General features: G+C 62.7%; 14 protein-coding genes and 3 pseudogenes. 1 reads left to right on the top strand and 16 read right to left on the bottom strand.

Annotated elements, in window-relative coordinates:
- Positions 1–64 precede the first annotated feature (64 nt).
- The 13 genes and pseudogenes from LJB71_RS10915 to LJB71_RS10855 all read right to left on the bottom strand — a co-directional run bounded on the left by LJB71_RS10915 (position 65) and on the right by LJB71_RS10855 (position 12,179).
- The gene (locus LJB71_RS10915; RefSeq protein ID WP_259304200.1) at positions 65–499 is read right to left on the bottom strand and encodes a hypothetical protein; all 435 of its coding nucleotides are present in this window, start codon (positions 497–499) and stop codon (positions 65–67) included.
- 66 nt (positions 500–565) lie between these two features.
- Positions 566–1,102: a hypothetical protein gene (locus tag LJB71_RS10910; protein WP_259304194.1), complete on the bottom strand. Its 537-nt coding sequence runs from the start codon at positions 1,100–1,102 to the stop codon at positions 566–568.
- A 1,495-nt stretch (positions 1,103–2,597) separates the two neighbouring features.
- A pseudogene (locus LJB71_RS10905) lies at positions 2,598–3,997 on the bottom strand (IS5 family transposase); the annotation flags it as partial.
- Positions 3,998–4,087: 90 nt separating this feature from the next.
- Positions 4,088–4,825, bottom strand: coding sequence for an arsenite methyltransferase (locus LJB71_RS10900; protein WP_259304199.1), 738 nt, complete (start codon positions 4,823–4,825; stop codon positions 4,088–4,090).
- An 88-nt stretch (positions 4,826–4,913) separates the two neighbouring features.
- A complete protein-coding gene (sigZ, locus tag LJB71_RS10895; RefSeq protein WP_259304198.1) occupies positions 4,914–5,459 on the bottom strand; it encodes an RNA polymerase sigma factor SigZ in 546 nt (181 codons plus the stop codon).
- Positions 5,460–5,907: 448 nt separating this feature from the next.
- Positions 5,908–6,282, bottom strand: a complete 375-nt coding sequence (locus tag LJB71_RS10890) for a hypothetical protein (RefSeq protein WP_259304197.1) — start codon at positions 6,280–6,282, stop codon at positions 5,908–5,910.
- A gap of 68 nt (positions 6,283–6,350) precedes the next feature.
- Positions 6,351–6,731: a hypothetical protein gene (locus tag LJB71_RS10885; RefSeq protein WP_259304196.1), complete on the bottom strand. Its 381-nt coding sequence runs from the start codon at positions 6,729–6,731 to the stop codon at positions 6,351–6,353.
- A gap of 73 nt (positions 6,732–6,804) precedes the next feature.
- Positions 6,805–7,179, bottom strand: a complete 375-nt coding sequence (locus LJB71_RS10880; RefSeq protein ID WP_259304195.1) for a hypothetical protein — start codon at positions 7,177–7,179, stop codon at positions 6,805–6,807.
- A gap of 75 nt (positions 7,180–7,254) precedes the next feature.
- Entirely contained in the window at positions 7,255–7,791 is a 537-nt protein-coding gene (locus LJB71_RS10875) for a hypothetical protein (protein WP_259304194.1), read from the bottom strand.
- A gap of 1,157 nt (positions 7,792–8,948) precedes the next feature.
- Complete coding sequence (locus tag LJB71_RS10870) at positions 8,949–9,437, bottom strand: PaeR7I family type II restriction endonuclease (protein ID WP_259304193.1); 489 nt, start codon at positions 9,435–9,437, stop codon at positions 8,949–8,951.
- Positions 9,427–10,482: a site-specific DNA-methyltransferase gene (locus LJB71_RS10865; protein ID WP_259304192.1), complete on the bottom strand. Its 1,056-nt coding sequence runs from the start codon at positions 10,480–10,482 to the stop codon at positions 9,427–9,429. The genes LJB71_RS10870 and LJB71_RS10865 overlap by 11 nt, the downstream gene beginning before the upstream one ends.
- Positions 10,483–10,534: 52 nt before the next feature.
- A complete protein-coding gene (locus LJB71_RS10860; RefSeq protein ID WP_259304191.1) occupies positions 10,535–11,116 on the bottom strand; it encodes a hypothetical protein in 582 nt (193 codons plus the stop codon).
- An 802-nt stretch (positions 11,117–11,918) separates the two neighbouring features.
- The gene (locus tag LJB71_RS10855) at positions 11,919–12,179 is read right to left on the bottom strand and encodes a hypothetical protein (protein WP_259304190.1); all 261 of its coding nucleotides are present in this window, start codon (positions 12,177–12,179) and stop codon (positions 11,919–11,921) included.
- A gap of 2,345 nt (positions 12,180–14,524) precedes the next feature.
- On the opposite strand from LJB71_RS10855, the pseudogene LJB71_RS10850 reads away from it, so the two are divergent.
- Positions 14,525–15,534 (top strand): annotated as a pseudogene (locus LJB71_RS10850) (integron integrase).
- Positions 15,535–15,539: 5 nt separating this feature from the next.
- Here the strand turns inward: LJB71_RS10850 and LJB71_RS10845 are convergent.
- From LJB71_RS10845 to mfd, 3 genes and pseudogenes are all read right to left on the bottom strand, one after another.
- Positions 15,540–15,989, bottom strand: coding sequence for a hypothetical protein (locus LJB71_RS10845; RefSeq protein ID WP_259304189.1), 450 nt, complete (start codon positions 15,987–15,989; stop codon positions 15,540–15,542).
- Between the two features lie 75 nt (positions 15,990–16,064).
- On the bottom strand, positions 16,065–16,745 hold the full coding sequence (gene nfi / locus LJB71_RS10840; protein WP_259304188.1) for a deoxyribonuclease V: 681 nt from the start codon (positions 16,743–16,745) through the stop codon (positions 16,065–16,067).
- 236 nt (positions 16,746–16,981) lie between these two features.
- Positions 16,982–20,468, bottom strand: a pseudogene (gene mfd / locus LJB71_RS10835) (transcription-repair coupling factor).
- Positions 20,469–20,649: the final 181 nt, after the last annotated feature.

Below are 20,649 nucleotides of genomic sequence, written 5' to 3'. Positions count from 1 at the left end.
AGCGCCAAAGGCCCAGACTAGCCACGAAGCGGTGTCGGCTTGAATGAATTGTTAGGGCGCACAGTCATGGAACCTTGAACACGATGCGCTCTAAAACGGACAACCGATCATGCAACTCTTGCTCGGTATCAGCCGCAACCCAGATGTGTGCCACGTAACCCCATTTGCGATCAAGCGTCAGAAGGGTTTGGCGCGAAAAGGCGGAGCCGGAGTCGCCCGGATCTTGGCGATACCAAGCCACACGACGGCCCGCGACCGTGCCTTTGCCAATGCGACTGGTGCGCTCAGGGTGAAAACTTGGGTGGTTGCCGAGATAGATGCCAAAGGCCAGGTCCTCGGAGCCGAGGGCGGAGGCGCGGCAGACATCAAAATCAGGGCCCTCGCTGTAGGTCCACTCCAGACCGGATTCCGGAGGGAGCGCCGGGCAGACCTCAACGGACCGCGCAGAAACTTGCGACGTTGCGAGGAAGAAAAGGCTCAGTATCCAGGGATGTTTCATGTGCGCCCTAACACCTGAGTTAAGCCGCGCCGCGAAGCGGCGTCGGCTTGGACGAATTGTTAGGGCTCACCGGATGAACTCCGCGACCACTGCCGGCGACAGGAGTCGCTTGATGATCCACCCGAACAGCACCGAGAAGCCGACTGCGAAAAGAACGCTAACCACTGCCATGGCAATAAAGAAGGGCCCCATATCCGGCCCGCCTTGGCCCGCCGCCGAAAACTGCTCCCGCATGGACGAGAACATGGAGAACTGAAGGGCGAGGCCTCCAACCTGCCAAAGAATCGCGAGCGAGAGGAGGCCGATGAAGCTCAGGCGGGCCCAATTGCGGCGCCTAAGCATGCCGATGGAGCTGGCCAGCATGAAGGCAGAGATCAGCAAGAACGCTAGGAAGAACCATTGAAAGTGGGTGGCCATAAAAGCTGCAAAGGGCGGAGCTCCCGGCGGCGGCGCCTGCATGGCTTGGGACACTTCGGGGCTGCGAAACACGGTTTGAACCATGATGTTTTGCAGAATGGAAATCGCAGTGCCGAAGCCCGAGAGGGCAATGAAGATCCAGGCGACGACGGTGACGAACGTGGATTGCTTTCGATCTTCAGACACGGCGTTTCCCCTGATAGTTTGCAGTGAGCCCTAACACCTGAGTTAAGCCGCGCCACGAAGTGGCGTCGGCTTGGACGAACAGTTAGGGCGCAAGGTAGCAGAAAGCGAGGGCGGTTGGGCGCGCGAGCGCACTGCACACCGCCGCCCGCAGGTGCCGGTGCGGTCCGGAAGCCGAGCCGCTGGCGCGCCTTGCGATGCTGCCGCGAGGAAACGCTGCAACCGGCGAGAGTGCTTGCGTGTCTGCTGCCGCGAGGAACTGCGGGCGCACGCCGAGGCTGAGGCCGGCACCAAGAGGTGAGCGAGATGGGCGTCGAACGCCAGGCGCCGAGCGGATGAGCCGGTTGGCGAGTTGCCCCTGCAACCTGCGTGGCGCAGCTGCGAAAGCATCTTTCTGGCGCCCTAACACCTGAGTTAAGCCGCGCCGCGAAGCGGCGTCGGCTTGGACGAATTGTTAGCGCCCGTGCCGTGGTGGCCACCACAGCTGGGCACCTTGATTGGCGGACCGGACAGCCAGCCCAGAGATGTCTTCGGGGAACAGGTTACGCCGCTTGAGCTCATCCCAGAACGCTTGGCCACCCGGTCCCTGAGCGGGGACCATCGCCAGTTCTTCCCCGTTGGCGGAAAACACATAAAAGCAATCGCTGCCTTGGCCGCCATCCACGAAGCAGACGCTAGCGATTTACAGCCAGGACACCTTAGTGACGGCTGCGGGCTTGCCGCGCTTGCACTCGGTGACAGTGAACTCATCTTCCCCAAGCGAGACAGCGAACGAATCCCACCAGCCTTGCGACTGGTGTGAGAAAGCTTGCCGGAAGCGAGAGATCAGTCCCAAGGGCGCTAACACCTGAGTTAAGCCGCGCCACGAAGTGGCGTCGGCTTGACGAACAGTTAGGGCGCAAGGTAGCAGAAAGCGAGGGCGGTTGGGCGCGCGAGCGCACTGCACACCGCCGCCCGCAAGTGCCGGTGCGGTCCGGAAGCCGAGCCGCTGGCGCGCACCGCGATGCTGCCGCGAGGAAACGCTGCAACCGGCGAGAGTGCTTGCGTGCCTGCTGCCGCGAGGAACTGCGGGCGCACGCCGAGGCTGAGGCCGGCACCAAGAGGTGAGCGAGGCTGGCACCGAACGCCAGGCGCCGAGCGGATGGGCCGGTTGGCGAGTTGCCCCTGCAACCTGCGTGGCGCAGCTGCGAAAGCATCTTTCTGGCGCCCTAACGTTTTGCATAACCGGCTGCCCAAAGCTGCGTAGCGAAGCGGCGCAGATTTGGGCAGTCCGAGTTGATGCAATTGTTAGGTTGCGGGTTTGACGCCTTCAATAGTTGCTGAAACAACATATTCAGTGATGTCGGTTCCCGGTGCCCAGTCTCGGATAAAAGACTTAGTCGCCCCTGAAAAATTCATTTCAAGCCACGCCCAGCTGGATTGAAGAGGGTTGCGTTCCCATCGGCCGGGATCTTGGCGACCATCCAGCCCCAACGGCACGCAAAGCCCACGCCATGCGCAGGCGCAACAAAAGCTGGGCCAAGAAGGTGATGCCCTTCTTGACGATCATGCGCAGCAGCCACCGGATGTTGTAGCCTGCAGCACACAGCACCGCATGCAGCCGATCGCCCATCTCACCCTTGAGGTGACAGCGCCCCATGCGGTGGTCTTGTTTCAGATGCCCGATGATGGGCTCGATCGCCTGGCGGCGTTTGAGCTGCCGGCGCGCTTTGGCGCTCAGGCGCCGCATCTTGCCCCGATGCACGAGGCACACCTCGGGGTTGTCGGCATCCACCCCGCGGTAGCCCAGATCGACGAAGGCCGTCTCCGGCTTGACGCCCGTGTCCTGCATCAGGATCGTGGCCTGCTCGATCTGCTCGGCAAGGGTGTGACCGTCGTAGGGGTTGCCGTGGAAGGCGCGGGCACCGACGATGAGGTTACCCTCGAGGGTGCTGGCCACGCCCACTTTGACCCCGAACTCGTATGGCCTGCGCGCCTTGCCTTTGTTGATGCATTCGACCTCCGGGGCGTGCCAGCTGTAGAGCTTGGGCTCGCCATCGACACGGCCACGCTGGGCGCTCTGCGCCACGATGCGTCGCGCCTTGTCGAGCGCCTCGCGCAGCGACTGCCACAGGGCCTGCCCGGCGTGCGCAACCTTGCGCTCGATCTCGCGCGCCAAGCGCGCCACGATCGTGCGCTGCCGCGCAATCGCCCGGCGCAGGCGTTTGAACTGCCGTGCGTGCGCATAGCGCCCCGCCTGGCGCGCCAGGGCTTGGCCTTCACGCTGAAAAGTCTGCTTGAGTTTGATCCCCAGGTCCTTGGCCGCCTGCACGAGCTTGGTGCGCGCCGTCTCCAGCAGCCGGCTGTCGGTGGGGTAGGTGATGGCCTTCTCTTGCACGGTGCTGTCCACCGCCACGCACCTCAAGTCCTTGCGCTCGATGAGCCCAAGCGCCGCCGCCACGTTGATGGTCTGCGCTAAAAGTTCCTCCACCCCTTCTTCGCCCAGGAGTTGGCGAAACTTGACCAAGGTCGTCGCATCGCAGGGCAGCCGGTGCTCAAAGTACGCCTGCCCAGAGAAATACTGCCAGGTGGGGGGTCTCGGCCCAGCGCTCCACCACCCCCTCATCAGACTCGTTGAAGGCGTGTTTGAGGGTACAACAGGCTCACCATGATGCGCAGCGGCACGCGCGGGCGACCGGCGTTGGACGGCCTTGGGGTGCGCACCAGCGTCTGCCCGAACAAATCCAGCTCGGGCAGAGCCGCTCCCGCGCGCGCCTTTCGTGCGAAACGGTGGGCAACCGCCGCTTCAATCTCCTGCCACGGCATGCGCGAGGCCAGCACCGCCAGCGGGTGGCGCAGGTCGATCATCTGGTCCAGGCGCAGCCGGAAAAAATCCTCGGTGGCAGGACAGTAAGCCATCTCGAACTCCCAGAAAATCAGCGCCAAACGTCGATAGAGCGCGGGAAATTGTACCCCAAAATCAAGGAAATGTCACGATAAATCAGATGGTTATGAATATTTCAGGGTGGACGACTTACTCTCATCTTTGGGGGCTACACGAATATCCGTGAATCCACTTGCCTCTAGCATTGCTTCAACTTCCGACACCAGTGAAGCGCCCGCCATGCAACCGGTGTAGAGCGCCATATCGCGTTTGACCTCTTCCGGCAACTCAGCGAAGGCAACAACATCCGAAATGGCCAGCCGGCCGCCCGGCTTCAGGGCGCGATTCGCTTCCGCGAACACGCGGGGCTTATCCGGCGACAGGTTGATGACGCAGTTCGAGATGATGACATCCACAGCCCCATCCGCGATCGGCAAATTCTCGATTTCACCCAGGCGGAATTCGACGTTCCGGTAGCCACCCTTCTCCGCGTTGGCACGGGCCTTGGAAATCATTTCTGGGGTCATATCCACGCCGATGACCTGGCCGGTCTCGCCGACCCGCCGCGCGGCGAGGAAACAGTCGAAACCACCGCCGCTGCCAAGGTCGAGAACAACCTCGCCCGTTCTCAGCGCGGCGATGGCCTGCGGGTTTCCGCAACCCAGCCCCATGTTCGCGCCCTCAGGCACAGTACTGACATCATCCGCCGTGTACCCGAGCCCTTGGGACAGGGTCTCCGCACTTGCTGTGGGTGTGCCGCAGCATGTCGGCCCGCATCCGCAGCTTGCACCGCCACTCTCAGCCACACGGCCGTATCGTTGACGTACTGCCTGACGGATCTCGTCATTTTTCAAAACATCCATAAATCTCTCCTATCGTTCAAGGTTGCGACGCTCGTTGCGTCGTACCCCTATAGACGGAGACCTGGCGAAAAAGACGCAACCATTCATGTCAGTCGCAACCGCCATCACAGTGCTTGCCGCGCGGCTCGTAGCCGATGATGCTGCCTCGTCCGGTTTCGATGTCGCAGCAGTCGAGCAAACGCTGGCGCAACTTCTCCCTGCCGCGTTGTATTCTGGATTTTGCCCCAGAGAGGGAAATGCCCAGACGATTGGCCACCTCTTTCTGGGGCAGTCCCTCGAGTTCCGATAGTACAAGGGCTGATTGGTAAGTCTCTGGCAGGTCTGCGATCAATGGCCGAAGGCAGCTCGCTAACTCTGCGACAAAATCACGTTCTGGCTCGGGCGCCGCGAGTTCATCAGGAAGCTCATCCCACGGTTTCTGCGACCGGTAGTGGTCGGTTATGGCGTTGGCGGCAATACGGAACAACCAGGCTGCGATACTACCGTGAGATTTAACGGTATGCAGGCTCGTATGTGCTTTGAGGAGCACATCCTGGAGGATGTCGTCCACAGCATCGCGCTCTCGCACGCGTTTGGCAATGTAGCCGCGTAATCGAGTCTTGTGTTCTCGCCAGAAATCAGGCATCGGCACCATGGGTTGAGCAACCTAACACCTGAGTTAAGCCGCGCCACGAAGTGGCGTCGGCTTGGACGAACAGTTAGGGCGCAAGGTAGCAGAAAGCAAAGGCGGTTGGGCGCGCGAGCGCACTGCACACCGCCGCCCGCAAGTGCCGGTGCGGTCCGGAAGCCGAGCCGCTGGCGCGCCTTGCGATGCTGCCGCGAGGAAACGCTGCAACCGGCGAGAGTGCTTGCGTGCCTGCTGCCGCGAGGAACTACGGGCGCGCACCGAGACTGGGGCCGGCACGAGTCGGTGAACGAGATGGGCGTCGAACGCCAGGCGCCGAGCGGATGAGCCGGTTGGCGAGTTGCCCCTGCAGCCTGCGTGGCGCAGCTGCGAAAACAGCTTTCTGGCGCCCTAACACTTGAGTTAAGCCGCGCCACGAAGTGGCGTCGGCTTGACGAATTGTTAGGCGGCTGGCCACTCATGGCCCCGCCTTGGCTGCGCGAGCTTCGGCCACGAGAGCGGCGACGGCGGCCTGATCAAGCTTACTCAGATCATCGAAGGCTGGCTGCGTGGCCGACTTGGCCCCGGTGCCTTCGCCGTAAAGCCGCACGGCGCCGTCTGGCTTCACGTAAAAGATGAAATATAAGGGCATGGCCGGGTTGCCCTGATCCGCGACCACGACGGCGGAGCGACCGTCGTCGCAGGCGTACACCGGCCAAGGATTGCCGCCGTATGTTTTCTTGGCCGGGCCGGCTTCGCAATTTAGCGGAGGCGGGCGCTCCTCAGCGGCCAAAGCCGGAGCGGCAACGGCGAGCGCCAAGAAGGTAAGAAGAGAAAACATCACATTGCGCATAGCTTGTTCCTGCCGCCTAACATCTGAGTTAAGCCGCGCCGCGAAGCGGCGTCGGCTTGGACGAATTGTTAGCGCCCGTGCCGTGGTGGCCACCACAGCTGGGCACCTTGATTGGCGGACCGGACAGCCAGCCCAGAGATGTCTTCGGGGAACAGGTTACGCCACTTGAGCTCATCCCAGAACGCTTGGCCACCCGGTCCCTGAGCGGGGACCATCGCCAGTTCTTCCCCGTTGGCGGAAAACACATAAAAGCAATCGCTGCCTTGGCCGCCATCCACGAAGCAGACGCTAGCGATTTGCAGCCAGGACACCTTAGTGACGGCTGCGGGCTTGCCGCGCTTGCACTCGGTGACAGTGAACTCATCTTCCCCAAGCGAGACAGCGAACGAATCCCACCAGCCTTGCGACTGGTGTGAGAAAGCTTGCCGGAAGCGAGAGATCAGTCCCAAGGGCGCTAACACTTGAGTTAAGCCGCGCCACGAAGTGGCGTCGGCTTGGACGAATTGTTAGGCGGCTGGCCACTCATGGCCCCGCCTTGGCTGCGCGAGCTTCGGCCACGAGAGCGGCGACGGCGGCCTGATCAAGCTTACTCAGATCATCGAAGGCTGGCTGCGTGGCCGACTTGGCCCCGGTGCCTTCGCCGTAAAGCCGCACGGCGCCGTCTGGCTTCACGTAAAAGATGAAATATAAGGGCATGGCCGGGTTGCCCTGATCCGCGACCACGACGGCGGAGCGACCGTCGTCGCAGGCGTACACCAGCCAAGGATTGCCGCCGTATGTTTTCTTGGCCGGGCCGGCTTCGCAATTTAGCGGAGGCGGGCGCTCCTCAGCGGCCAAAGCCGGAGCGGCAACGGCGAGCGCCAAGAAGGTAAGAAGAGAAAACATCACATTGCGCATAGCTTGTTCCTGCCGCCTAACACTTGAGTTAAGCCGCGCCGCGAAGCGGCGTCGGCTTGGACGAATTGTTAGGGCTCACCGGATGAACTCCGCGACCACTGCCGGCGACAGGAGTCGCTTGATGATCCACCCGAACAGCACCGAGAAGCCGACTGCGAAAAGAACGCTAACCACTGCCATGGCAATAAAGAAGGGCCCCATATCCGGCCCGCCTTGGCCCGCCGCCGAAAACTGCTCCCGCATGGACGAGAACATGGAGAACTGAAGGGCGAGGCCTCCAACCTGCCAAAGAATCGCGAGCGAGAGGAGGCCGATGAAGCTCAGGCGGGCCCAATTGCGGCGCCTAAGCATGCCGATGGAGCTGGCCAGCATGAAGGCAGAGATCAGCAAGAACGCTAGGAAGAACCATTGAAAGTGGGTGGCCATAAAAGCTGCAAAGGGCGGAGCTCCCGGCGGCGGCGCCTGCATGGCTTGGGACACTTCGGGGCTGCGAAACACGGTTTGAACCATGATGTTTTGCAGAATGGAAATCGCAGTGCCGAAGCCCGAGAGGGCAATGAAGATCCAGGCGACGACGGTGACGAACGTGGATTGCTTTCGATCTTCAGACACGGCGTTTCCCCTGATAGTTTGCAGTGAGCCCTAACACCTGAGTTAAGCCGCGCCACGAAGTGGCGTCGGCTTGGACGAACAGTTAGGGCGCAAGGTAGCAGAAAGCGAGGGCGGTTGGGCGCGCGAGCGCACTGCACCGCTGCCCGCAAGTGCCGGTGTGGTCCGGAAGCCGAGCCGCTGGCGCGCCTTGCGATGCTGCCGCGAGGAAACGCTGCAACCGGCGAGAGTGCTTGCGTGCCTGCTGCCGCGAGGAACTGCGGGCGCGCACCGAGACTGGGGCCGGCACGAGTCGGTGAACGAGATGGGCGTCGAACGCCAGGCGCCGAGCGGATGAGCCGGTTGGCGAGTTGCCCCTGCAGCCTGCGTGGCGCAGCTGCGAAAACAGCTTTCTGGCGCCCTAACGCCTGAATTAAGCCGACCCGCGAAGCGGGTTCGGCTTGAATGAATTGTTAGGCGGCACTCGCGTGTTAGTCATAGATAAAGCTACCGAACTTGAACAAGATGGATTTGCCACGGAAGACGCCAAAGAAGTTGTCGGTGTTCTTGGGGCAATAGACGTGACGCACGTGATCTCCCGGCCCAGTGAGTGCAATTGCCTCGGTCCATTCAGGTGAGGCTGCCAGATCGGGAGCGCCAAGCCTACGGGCAAAGTCTAGTGTCTCATCGCGGCTCAGTGGCACGGAAACCTCACAGCCGGCAAGTCCAATCTCTCGCGAGAACTTCCTTGGCTCCAACTCAGGTTTGACTGATTGGTGAGTGCAGCCGCTAGCGAGCAGCGAAATGGGTAGAGCCAGTCTGAAAAGTCGGAGTTCAAATCCTGAAGTGCGGAAGTTCATGCTGTGCCGCCTAACGACGAAGCTCACCGGCGGCAATGGAGCGCAGCGTAATTGCCGTCCGGTGGAGCGCCTTGTTCGGCGTCTTATTTCTTGCGCAACTTGGCATAAGCCATTGCGTGAGCACTTAACGAAGTCGCAAACGTGGCAAAGCTGAATTCCGGGTTTGGCTCTTTGAAGTCACCTTTCAGGCCACCAGCTTTGTCGGACAGGATGAGACACGTTCCATCGTACAAACGCTCTCGCATTAGACGTTCACAGAAAAGCTCGTATCGCTTCGCATACGAAGTTTTCTTGAATTCCTCGAAAACCTCGAAATGCGGCTCATCTACGCGAACCGGCGCAGTAGATTTCGGGGGTTTCTTCTAACAACATCAACCAACCGAGCCAAGGCCGTTGCGACGGCTTGAATTTTCCCTCGCGATACGCGGTAAGAAGGTCAGTGGAATTTCCCAAAGCCTCCTCAACGCGATTATTGAAGTTGTTGCCAAATGACGGACCGATATGTGCCTTAAACTCAATTGATGCTAAAAGAACACCATCGACGACCACAACCAAGTCCCAATTCTTGGTTGGTCGAAAATAACCGGGTAAGGTCGTTGCCGCAGTGTGTACCGAGGTCTCCGGCAGCCCGGCCTCAAAAAGCAACTCCATCAATAGCTTGATGAAACCATCAAGGTGCTTTCCGCCCGTAACTGCGCTTCGATTTCCTGCGTCTTTCTTTCCGGTGGTAGTTCCCTGTTTTTCGTGCTGTTGAGTTCTTACCTTCCAGAAATATCGAACAGCCTTCGCAACACGCTCGCTATAATCCATTGCCTTTCCCTTTTACTTCGGTTTTTATTTCGGCGTGAGCGAACAACGACGCGGTTGCGTGTCGGATTCGTTTCTCAGCCATCTCGAAATAGTGTGGGTCAATTTCAACCCCAATTGAATTGCGGCCCCATTTTGCGGCTGCTACGGTCGTAGTGCCCGTTCCCATGAACGGGTCTAACACAGTATCTCCCACGAAAGAGAACATGCGAACGAGCCGTTCCGCGAGTTCTTCAGGATAAGGTGCGGGGTGATTGCGAGTGGATGCACCGGTGACACCAGACCAGATTGATTGAAACCACTGCTTGTGGTTTTCGTCGGATATCACAGAGAGCACGCGAGTCGCGACAGTCGGTTTGCGATAACCGCCTGGCTTACGCTCCATAAGTATGAACTCGATGTCGTTTTTGATTACCGCGTTGGGTTCATAGGGCTTGCCCAAGAACCCGGCTCCGTTTCCAGATGCCTCAAAAACTGCATTGGCTATCTTGTACCAGATAATTGGTGCGAGATTGTCATAGCCAATTTTTCGGCAATGTTCCTGTATGGACGCATGGAGGGGAACAACAGTATGTCTTCCGTCGTTCTTTCGACGAGATAGACAGACATCGCCAACCACGCAGATCAGACGCCCACCAGGGACCAAAACTCGATAGCAGTGCTCCCATACGTTATCTAGCTCGCGAAGGAATCTTTCGTAATCTTCTATTTCTCCGAGCTGATTTTCGTGATTCCTGTATTTCTTCAGCGTCCAATAGGGTGGTGATGTAACTACCAGATGAACGGATTCATCTTCAATAAATGACAATTTGCGAGCATCGCCCTGAACTAGACGATGCTCGGTTGGAATTTGCTGAACGGCAGCCTCGATTTCTGCCAGGAGTTTTTTGTCCTTGGCAATACGAGGAATATCGGTTTGCGGGTTTTCTAGCCTAGCAACCGATGAAGGAAGATGGTTTTGGTGATGATGTGCAACAGTCATTAGCATATGGGCTACTTTTCCAATTTCTCCAATACTATACGTGGGCTCTCCCAAGACGCCGAACACCTGAGTTAAGCCGCGCCGCGAAGCGGCGTCGGCTTGGACGAATTGTTAGGCCCTACCGCGGCTGACACAAGAAGCCTTCCGCGGTCGCCAAGAAATTTTCGTAGTAGCCGAGCCCAACTCTAGCAACCTGGACTACATCATTTGGGTCCAGCGACTGGCCGAGGTGCGACACGGGCACGGGATATGTACGGCCACGGTTTGTGACCGGCAATAGCCGAACGCGATCGGGAAAGAAGGTGACTTTTATTGCTTGGGGCGACTGAATGAAGATTTCGCCGTTGCGGACTTCCATGCGTTCGATGTACAGCGAGTTGCCTTCGGCGGCATTGATGCCCACGCCGCCGGCGGACCGCTCGGTGATTGGCGCGACAGTGTGTTCATCCGCCCCGCGTGCATTGGTGAGGTAGGCGAGGAGTTGATCTTTACGCCGCTCGGTCTGGTAGCGGCCCGACCAGCCCGCCCACTTAGGGCTCTTACCAAAGTGCGATAGCGACTTGTTCCAAAAGCGTTCCAAGCGGTGCAGGTACTCGATCCACGCCGACTCGAACGCTTCCAGAGACTGGGCGCTCGCCATCTCTTGGACCGCGTCGTTGCAGCGGACGAGCATTTCTCGCAAGGACGGCAGTTGTTGCACGTAGGGCCTAACACCTGAGTTAAGCCGCGCCACGAAGTGGCGTCGGCTTGGACGAACAGTTAGGGCGCAAGGTAGCAGAAAGCGAGGGCGGTTGGGCGCGCGAGCGCACTGCACCGCTGCCCGCAAGTGCCGGTGTGGTCCGGAAGCCGAGCCGCTGGCGCGCCTTGCGATGCTGCCGCGAGGAAACGCTGCAACCGGCGAGAGTGCTTGCGTGCCTGCTGCCGCGAGGAACTGCGGGCGCGCACCGAGACTGGGGCCGGCACGAGTCGGTGAACGAGATGGGCGTCGAACGCCAGGCGCCGAGCGGATGAGCCGGTTGGCGAGTTGCCCCTGCAGCCTGCGTGGCGCAGCTGCGAAAACAGCTTTCTGGCGCCCTAACACCTGAGTTAAGCCGCGCCACGAAGTGGCGTCGGCTTGGACGAACAGTTAGGGCGCAAGGTAGCAGAAAGCGAGGGCGGTTGGGCGCGCGAGCGCACTGCACACCGCCGCCCGCAAGTGCCGGTGCGGTCCGGAAGCCGAGCCGCTGGCGCGCCTTGCGATGCTGCCGCGAGGAAACGCTGCAACCGGCGAGAGTGCTTGCGTGCCTGCTGCCGCGAGGAACTGCGGGCGCACACCGAGACTGGGGCCGGCACGAGTCGGTGAACGAGATGGGCGTCGAACGCCAGGCGCCGAGCGGATGAGCCGGTTGGCGAGTTGCCCCTGCAACCTGCGTGGCGCAGCTGCGAAAGCATCTTTCTGGCGCCCTAACGCCTGAATTAAGCCGCGCCGCGAAGCGGCGTCGGCTTGAATGAATTGTTAGGCCTCATGGCCCGCGATGCTCGTACAGCACACCACCGGATGAGTCCTCAAGCCGCAAGACCTCACTTGTGTGGAAGTAGTCTACCTGGCAAGCCTCGGATGGCGTGGGCGAGATATTGGTGGTGATGTGGTCGCAAGTTGCCCCCATGTCACGGCCCCAGGCGACATTGTGGATCTGGAGCCGCCGCCCATCTTGCAGCACGCCAACAGTGAGCTCGCCGCAGCGGCTCTGCAGAATCTCCGAGACGCGATCTTCGTGCTCCATGAGGCCCAACACCTGAATTAAGCCGCGCAGCGAAGCGGAGTCGGCTTGAATGAATTGTTAGCCGTCATTGCTTACACGCCGCGAGTGCGGCATTTGCGGCTGCGCGAACCTGTGATGATGATTTCAAAGCTATGTGGGCCTCAAAATGTCCATCCGCGTAGGACCCAGCAAGTATGCAGCTTGATCTGTCTCCTGAGGATGGGCAAACGATGTGATATGGATCGGTGCTTGCAGTTACGGGGGCATACAAAATGTACTGATAGTCAGGCTGCTGCACCATGAGGGCACGAAATCCCGGAACTGGTGAATTTTCGGCTCGTGTCTTTGGGAGGTCTTGAATACGCTCACCGTAAGCCGTTGCCTCAACTGAGGCAGGATCGGTTACGCAATGGCCGATGATCCGTTCATTGGTTGATGAGCGCACGTCGAATGAGCCTGGTGGCGGTGCGAATGCGCAGCCGGAAAGTAAGCTCAGCACTGCGATTGCGAGGATGTTGCGCATGACGGCTAACACCTGAGTTAAGCCGCGCCGCGAAGCGGCGTCGGCTTGGACGAATTGTTAGGTGTCATGGGCGATGATCCTTGAGGCCTGTGCTGCATCAGCCGATGCCCCAGAACGCGTCCTTGACCGCGCCCCAAAGCTTCTTGAGGGTCTCAGTGCGTCCGCGCAAAACTGCAACCCGAAGTAGCTGCGTCAGCAGAGCAAGAACGAGGGCAACGAATACGAGAATGCCCAGTCCATCTCTAAAGACGAACGCAGCTACAACGAAAGCCGTAAGGAGCCCGAGTACAGCCAAGTCTGTCTTAAGGGTACTTGGCGATGAGGTTTGTCCCATGACACCTAACACTTGAGTTAAGCCGCGCCGAAGGCGTCGGCTTGAATGATTAGTTAGGCGCGATACTACACGCCGCGGATTATTGATGCCCTTTGTTGCTCGTACTCCGCATCGGTAAGCAATCCCTTGGAGTGCAGCAAAGCAAGCTCCTGGAGCCGTGCTTCCGCAGACGAGTGTTGGGCGAATGGCGCAGCTGTCGAAACAGGGGCCTTTGAGGTTGCCGAAGATCTTGAGATCGCTCGAATGACCAGCCATAACGCAACACCGATGAAGACTGGCACCGAGAGGATTATTAGGACGATGATCCAGTGCCAGATGCTAAAGCTACCCATGTTTCTTACCCCAGATTCGTAGCGATCACACTCAAGCGCCTAACACCTGAGTTAAGCCGCGCCGCGAAGCGGCGTCGGCTTGAACGAGTTGTTAGCCCGCACCTGACTGCATGGACGAAATATCACGGAGAAACCGATCCTTGTCACGAGGGGACACCATGATGAAGGCACCGTGACCATACTCGATCCGCAACCGATCCAGCGACAAGGCTGGGCTAGAAAGCGGGTTCCTGGTGGGGGTGATGGACCTGATAGAGGCGACCGGGATTTGCCACCGGAACGGGCCGCTCCGGACTAGAAGCTGGCCAGATGCCAAGGTGTAGTCAGTGGCCAGGAGAAGCCACAGAGGCAGACCAACGCCGATGCCCAAGGTAATCACAAGCAGCCACCAAGTACTTGGAGGACTAGCGAGGAGAACCATCGCGCTTGCGAAGGCGGAAGCGCCCATCGCGGCGATGAGGACCGCGAGAAGCCACAGATCAGTCTTGGACTTGTGCACGATCACCATAGCGCTTGTGTGCGGGCTAACACCTGAGTTAAGCCGTGCCGCGAAGCGGCGTCGGCTTGAATGAATTGTTAGGTCTCTCTCCGGGAGAACCCGCGAGCGACCCATTTGAACACTACTAGCAACATGCGAATCAAAAGCCATGCAGCGAGCGGAGGGAGAATGATACAAGCAGCGAGCTCAAGCCAATTGATTGAAGAAACACGCCTCGGTAAGAAGTCCTCAATCCCATCAGTTGAGTCCGACGTTTCGCCTAGCGCCGAAGCGCTGAATGGATTCTTGGCTAGATTATTGCTTTGTTCTTTGTGCCGTAGCTGGTTCGTGGGTGTTGCCAGCGGCTTTGGTTGATTCTTTGGTGGGAGAATCTTGATGTTAACTATTTCGAATGGGAGATACGGGATTTCTTGTTTCTCACGAGCGACAAATGTGAGGACAAGAACGATCCACGCAGCAACTAGGATAACTCCGATCCTTTGCCATCCATTGAGATTCGACAAAGTTCTCATAGAGACCTAACTACTAGTAGACCCCAAGCTGGGGTGTAGCACGGATCGTCCCAGCCTCTGAGGGGCTGTCAAGCAAGACTCCTACCACGAAACGCTGCACTTGCCGATGGTGCGCTGCGCCCAGGCCGGGATCATTGAGGGTGTTTGGCACACAGGAGGCCCTGCGATGGTGTATCACGGCAAAGAAACCCCGCGTAATGGCAGTGCCGGGGCCGGTTCGCCGCCGCGCCTGTTCGACGAAGTTCGCGCGCGATTGCGCTTGAAGCACTACAGTTTGCGTACGGAACAGGCGTATTTGTACTGGATTCGCCGGTTCATTCTGGCCAATGGCAGACGCCATCCGCGGGATTTGAACGGGGCAGTGGTCGAGGCGTTTCTGTCCCGGCTGGCCACGCAGGACAAGGTGGCGGCCAGCACCCAGAATCAGGCGCTTTCGGCGCTGCTGTTCCTGTACCGCGAGGTGCTGGCGATCGACCTGCCATGGATGGAGAACGTGGTGCGCGCCAAGCGGCCGCAGCGGGTGCCGGTGGTACTGGCGCGCGGCGAGGTGGCGCGTTTGTTGCAGCGCCTGTCGGGGCGCGAGTGGCTGATGGCGAGCCTGCTGTATGGCAGTGGCCTGCGGCTGATGGAATGTCTGCGCCTGAGGGTGAAGGACGTGGACTTCGAGCGTCATGAAATCACCGTGCGCGATGGCAAGGGCGGCAAGGACCGGCGCACCGTGCTGCCCTCGGCCCTGAGCGAGCCCCTGCGGCGCCAGCGCGACGATGTGCGGGTGCTGCATGCGCGCGATCTGGCCGACGGATTCGGCGCGGTGTGGCTGCCGCATGCGCTGGCACGCAAGTATCCCAATGCCGCGCGCGAACTCGCCTGGCAGTATCTGTTCCCGGCCTCGCGACGCAGCGTGGACCCGCGCGATGGCAGCGAGCGCCGCCATCATCTGGATGAAAAAGTGTTGCAGCGCGCGGTGCGGGCGGCGGCGCAGGGGCGGGGCTTGCCAAGCCGGTCAGCCCGCATACCCTGCGCCATTCCTTCGCCACGCATCTGCTGGAAGCCGGCTATGACATTCGCACGGTGCAGGAGCTGCTGGGCCACAAGGACGTGACCACTACCCAGATCTACACCCACGTGCTGAATCGCGGCGGGCGCGGGGTGCGCAGCCCGCTCGATGCCGCGTGACCGCTTCAGCCGCCGGCGGCGGTGACCTGCAGGGTGGCGTTCGGCGCGATGCCGCGTTCCAGTGCGTCCAGGCGGACCTGCCAGGGGCCGAAGATGACCGTGCTGGCCCCACGGTTCGGCAGCGGGTTGGTGTGCAGGCTGGCGTCCTGCGCGGGGCCGCGCGCCGGCTGCCAGCGCAGCGCGATTTCGGCATCGCCGGCCCAGATGCACTGCACCCCGGGCGGGCAGCGCGAGTCGTTGACCAGGCGCAGGTAGGTGAGGCGGCTGCCGTCCGCCAGCGTGGCCGCTTCGCCGATGCCGAGGACGAGGGTGCGAGCGGCCGGGGCCGGCGGGGGCGCGGGCGGGGTGGGTGCGGTCGGCGGGGGCATGGGCGCCTCGGGATGGGAGGATGCGGCCGGGGTGGCGGCACAGCCGGCCAGCAGGGCCAGCGGAAGCAGGAGCGAAAGCGGGCGCATGGCGGCTTCCTGATGATGCGGCGGGAAGGGCTGGGGACGGTATAGCACGCTTGGCGATGCCGCGGTGCAGGTATGTCAGAGGCGGGTCTCGTCGCGGCGCGAGGCCAGGCGATCGGCCAGCCGGGTGGGCTCGGGCAGGCGATACGTGGTGGTGAAGCGCATCACCAGTTCCGGCGCCGACGCCATCGCCACCCGATGGCCCGGCGAGACCACCAGCGGCAGGCAGCCGGGTTTGCTGCGCAGCAGCCAGCCGATTTGCTCACGGCCATCGCGCAGCGGGGTGAACGCGCCGCGCATGTCGTGCAGGGCCATGCGGGATTCGCCCACCAGCACCGATTTGGCCACGCCGATGCTGGGCAGGCCGCTGAGGACGCCGAAATGCGCGGCCACGCCCAGCCGGCGCGGATGGGCGATGCCCTGGCCGTCGATGAAGGCCAGGTCTGGCGCCTGCGGCAACTGCGCCAGCGCGGCCAGCAGCGCCGGCAGTTCGCGGAAACTCAGCAGGCCGGGCACGTAGGGCATGCGCGTGGGCAGGCGCGCGACCTGGCGGTCGAGCACGGTGAGCGTGCTGGCGTCCAGCAGTACCGCGGCGGCGCGGGTGGTGGCGCCGTCGTCCTCGAAGCCGACGTCGAACCCGGCCACGGTGCGCAGCGGTTTGTGGAAGTCATCGCGCAGCCGCACCTGGCGCGCCAGCGCCTCCTGCTGCGCGCGCAGCGCGGTGGTGTCGCCGGTCCAGTCGGGCACGGGGGTGTTCATGCGTGGATTGTAGGGGTGGGGCGATGGCGGAGGGGCACGGACGCCGCGTTCCGTCCGTGGTTCGACAGGCTCACCACGAACGGGGATGGGGCTTGCCACAAACGGGATGGTGGCTCACGACGAATGCGGAACTTTCCCCCGTTCGTCCTGAGCCTGTCGAAGGATGAACGGGGCAAGCCCGCCCGTCCGTGGTTCGACAGGCTCACCACGAGCGAGCGGGGGCTCACCACGAGCGGCTACTGACCCGGATGCAGCGCGGTCAGCAAGCCGCGTGCGGTGTGCAGGCGGACTGCCGGCTCCGCCAGGTCGAGGGTGATGCGCAGCTTGTCGGGGCCGTCCATGCGGTAGTGCTTTGAGCTGGCCCTGGATCAGGCGGATCACCGCCATCGGGTCGACGTTGGGCTTCTCCACGAACTGCAGGCGGCCGCCGCTGGCGCCGAGGTCGAGCTTGCGAATGCCCAGCCGGGTCGCGGCCAGCTTCAGCTCGGCCACCGCGAACAGGTGCCTGGCGGGGTCAGGCAGCAGGCCGAAGCGGTCGATCATCTCCACCTGCAGCTCGCGCAGCGCGGCTTCGTCGCGCGCGGCGCTGATGCGCTTGTACAGGGTCAGGCGGGTGTGCGGGTCGGGCAGGTAGTCGTCCGGGATCAGGGCGGGGATGTGCAGATCGACCTCGGCACCGTGGCGGTCCACGTCGTCCACATCCGGCAGCTTGCCCTGCCTGATGCTGCGCACCGCGCGCTCCAGCAGCTCGGTGTACAGGCTGAAGCCGACCTCGGCCATCTGCCCGCTCTGGCCCTCGCCCAGCAGTTCGCCCGCGCCGCGGATTTCCAGATCGTGGGTGGCCAGGGTGAAGCCGGCGCCCAGCTCGTCCATCGCGCTGATCGCGTCCAGCCGCTTGCGCGCATCCTCGGTGATGCTGCGGCGGTCGGGGATCAGCAGGTAGGCGTAGGCGCGGTGGTGGCTGCGGCCCACGCGCCCGCGCAGCTGGTGCAGCTGGGCCAGGCCGAACTTGTCGGCGCGGTGGATGATGATGGTGTTGGCGTTGGGGATGTCGATCCCGGATTCGATGATGGTGGTGCATAGCAGCACGTTGAAGCGCTGCTTGTGGAAATCCAGCATCACCCGTTCCAGTTCGCGCTCCGGCATCTGGCCGTGGGCGACGCCGATGCGCGCCTCCGGCACCAGCGCCTGCAGCTGGTCGTGCATGCGCCCGATGCTCTCCACGTCGTTGTGCAGGAAGTACACCTGGCCGCCGCGGCCCAGCTCGCGTGCGAACGCCTCGCGCAGCAGCGCCTCGTCCCAGGCGTGCACGAAGGTCTGCACCGCCAGCCGGTTGGCCGGCGGGGTGGCGATGATGGACAGATCGCGCAGGCCGCTCATCGCCATGTTCAGCGTGCGCGGGATCGGCGTAGCGGTCAGCGTCAGCAGGTGCACGTTGGCGCGCAGCTTCTTCAGCGCCTCTTTCTGGCGCACGCCGAAGCGCTGCTCCTCGTCCACGATCACCAGGCCCAGGTCGGCGAACTTCACGTCCGGCTGCAGCAGGCGGTGGGTGCCCACGATCACGTCCAGCTTGCCTTCGGCCAGCTTGCCCAGCTCCGCCTCGATCTCCTTCTTCGACTTGAAGCGCGACAGCACCTCCACCCGCAGCGGCCAGTCGGCGAAGCGGTCGCGGAAGTTGCGGTAGTGCTGCTCGGCCAACAGCGTGGTGGGTACCAGCACCGCCACCTGCTTGCCGGCGCTGGCGGTGGCAAACGCGGCGCGCACCGCCACCTCGGTCTTGCCGAAGCCGACGTCGCCGCAGACCACGCGGTCCATCGGCAGGCTGGATTGCAGGTCGCGCAGCACGGCTTCGATGGCGGCCAGCTGGTCCGGGGTTTCCTCGAACGGGAAGCTGGCGGCAAAGGGTTCGTACATCGCCCGGTCGATCTGGATCGCCAGCCCCTGTCGCGCCTGGCGCTTGGCCTGGATCTCCAGCAGTTCGGCGGCCACGTCGCGGACTTTCTCCGCTGCCTTCTTCTTCGCCTTCGTCCACTGCTCGCCGCCCAGGTTGTGCAGCGGCGCGGTGTCGGGGTTGGCGCCGGAGTAGCGGCTGATGCGGTCCAGCTGCGCCACCGGCACATACAGGCGGTCGCCCTTGGCGTATTCGATGTCCAGGAACTCGCCGGGCATGCCGCCCACGTCCATCGCCACCAGCCCGCGGTAGCGGCCCACGCCGTGGTCTTCATGGACGATCGGCGCGCCCAGGGTCAGCTCGCCGAGGTCGCGGATGATCGCTTCCGGCTCGCGTCCGGCCCGCTTGCGGCGGCGCGGCTGGGCGGCGCGTTCCGGGAACAGCTGGCGTTCGGTCAGGACGCACAGCGTCGGGTCATCGAGCGCAAAGCCGTCGTCGAACGGTGCCACTGCGATGCCGAACCGCGCGTTGCCGCCGGCGAACGCGGGCCAGCCGTCCAGCACTGCCGGTGTGAGTGTCGCCGCCTGCAGCACTTCCAGCAGCGCCTCGCGCCGGCCCGGCGAATCCGCGGCCACCAGCACGCGGCCCGGATAGTGCGCCAGAAAGTCGCGCAGGGCCTGTCCTGCGGGCTGCTCCTTCGCCGCCACCGGCAGCGCCGGGGCCGGCTGTACCGGCAGCACGTGCGCCTCGCCGTGGCGCGGATGCGCATCGCCGCAGACTTCGATGCGCGCGCTGCGGTTCAGCCGCTCGCGCAGCGCGTCGGGCGGCAGCCACAGCGCGTCCGGTGGCAGCAGCGGCCGTTCGATGTCGTGGCGCAGCTGCTCGTAGCGCAGCCCCACCTGCGTCCACGCCTGCTCGGCGGCATCCAGCGCGCCGTCGCAAAGCAGGGGCAGGGTGGCGCCGGACAGGTAGTCGAACAGTGTCTCGGTGCTGGCGTCGCCGTCGCGCGCCTCGAAAAACAGCGGCAGGTAGTACTCGATGCCGGCCGGGGCCAACCCCGCCTTCAGGTCCTGCACCAGTGCGCTGCGCCGGGTGTCGATGTCGAAACGCTCGCGCAGCGCGTCCAGCGCCTGCTGCACGTGCGCCGCGTCCATCGGCACCTCGCGGCCGGGCAGCAGCTCAATGGCGGCGATGCGCTCCAGCGAGCGCTGCGATTCCGGGTCGAAGGCGCGGATGCTGTCGATCTCGTCGTCCAGCAGCTCCACCCGGAACGGTGCCTCCGCGCCCATCGGGTACACGTCCAGCAGGCCGCCGCGCACGGCGAAATCACCGGGGTCGAACACCTGCGGCACGTTGCGGTAGCCGGCCGATTCCAGCCGGCGCTTCTCGGCGTCCAAGTCCAGCCGCTGGCCGGTGCGGACGCTGAAGCGGTTGCCCAGCACGTGGCTGCGCGGCGCCAGCCGCTGCATCAGGGTTGCGGCCGGCACCACGACCATTCCGCGCGTCAGCGTGGGCAGGCGCGCCAGCGTGGCCAGGCGCTGGCTGGTGATGTCCGGGTGCGGGCTGAAGCGGTCGTAGGGCAGGGTTTCCCAGTCCGGGAAGCCCAGCACCGGCAACGCCGGGTCGCCGCCGGTCAGGGCGCGCAGGTCGGCTTCCAGCTGGTGCGCGGTGTGGTTGTCGCGCGCCACCAGCAGCAGCGGGCCGGGATGCTGGCGAGCCGCCGCCAGCGCGGCCAACGCCAGCGCGGTGCCGCTGGCCGGCGCGCGCCACCAGGCGCGCAGCTGGCCGGGGCGGGGCAGGGGAACCGGAATGGACAGGGGGAAATCGGCCATGCGGGACGTCATTTCAGGATGCAGTCGGGAACGCTGTCGAAAAAAACGAACGCGCCGGACGCGATGCGCCAGCGCTTCGGAGGAAGAACGGGTTGTGCGGCCGATTGTATCGGCTGCTTGTATCGGCTGCGCCGTTGCCGGCGCGTGCAGCCTGCGGTGGTCAGGCCTTGGCGCCGTTCGC

This window comes from Thermomonas sp. S9, assembly GCF_024704365.1.
GTDB lineage: Bacteria > Pseudomonadota > Gammaproteobacteria > Xanthomonadales > Xanthomonadaceae > Thermomonas.
The sequence above is the reverse complement of the archived record's forward strand: the minus strand, read 5'-3'. Positions and strand labels throughout refer to the sequence as shown.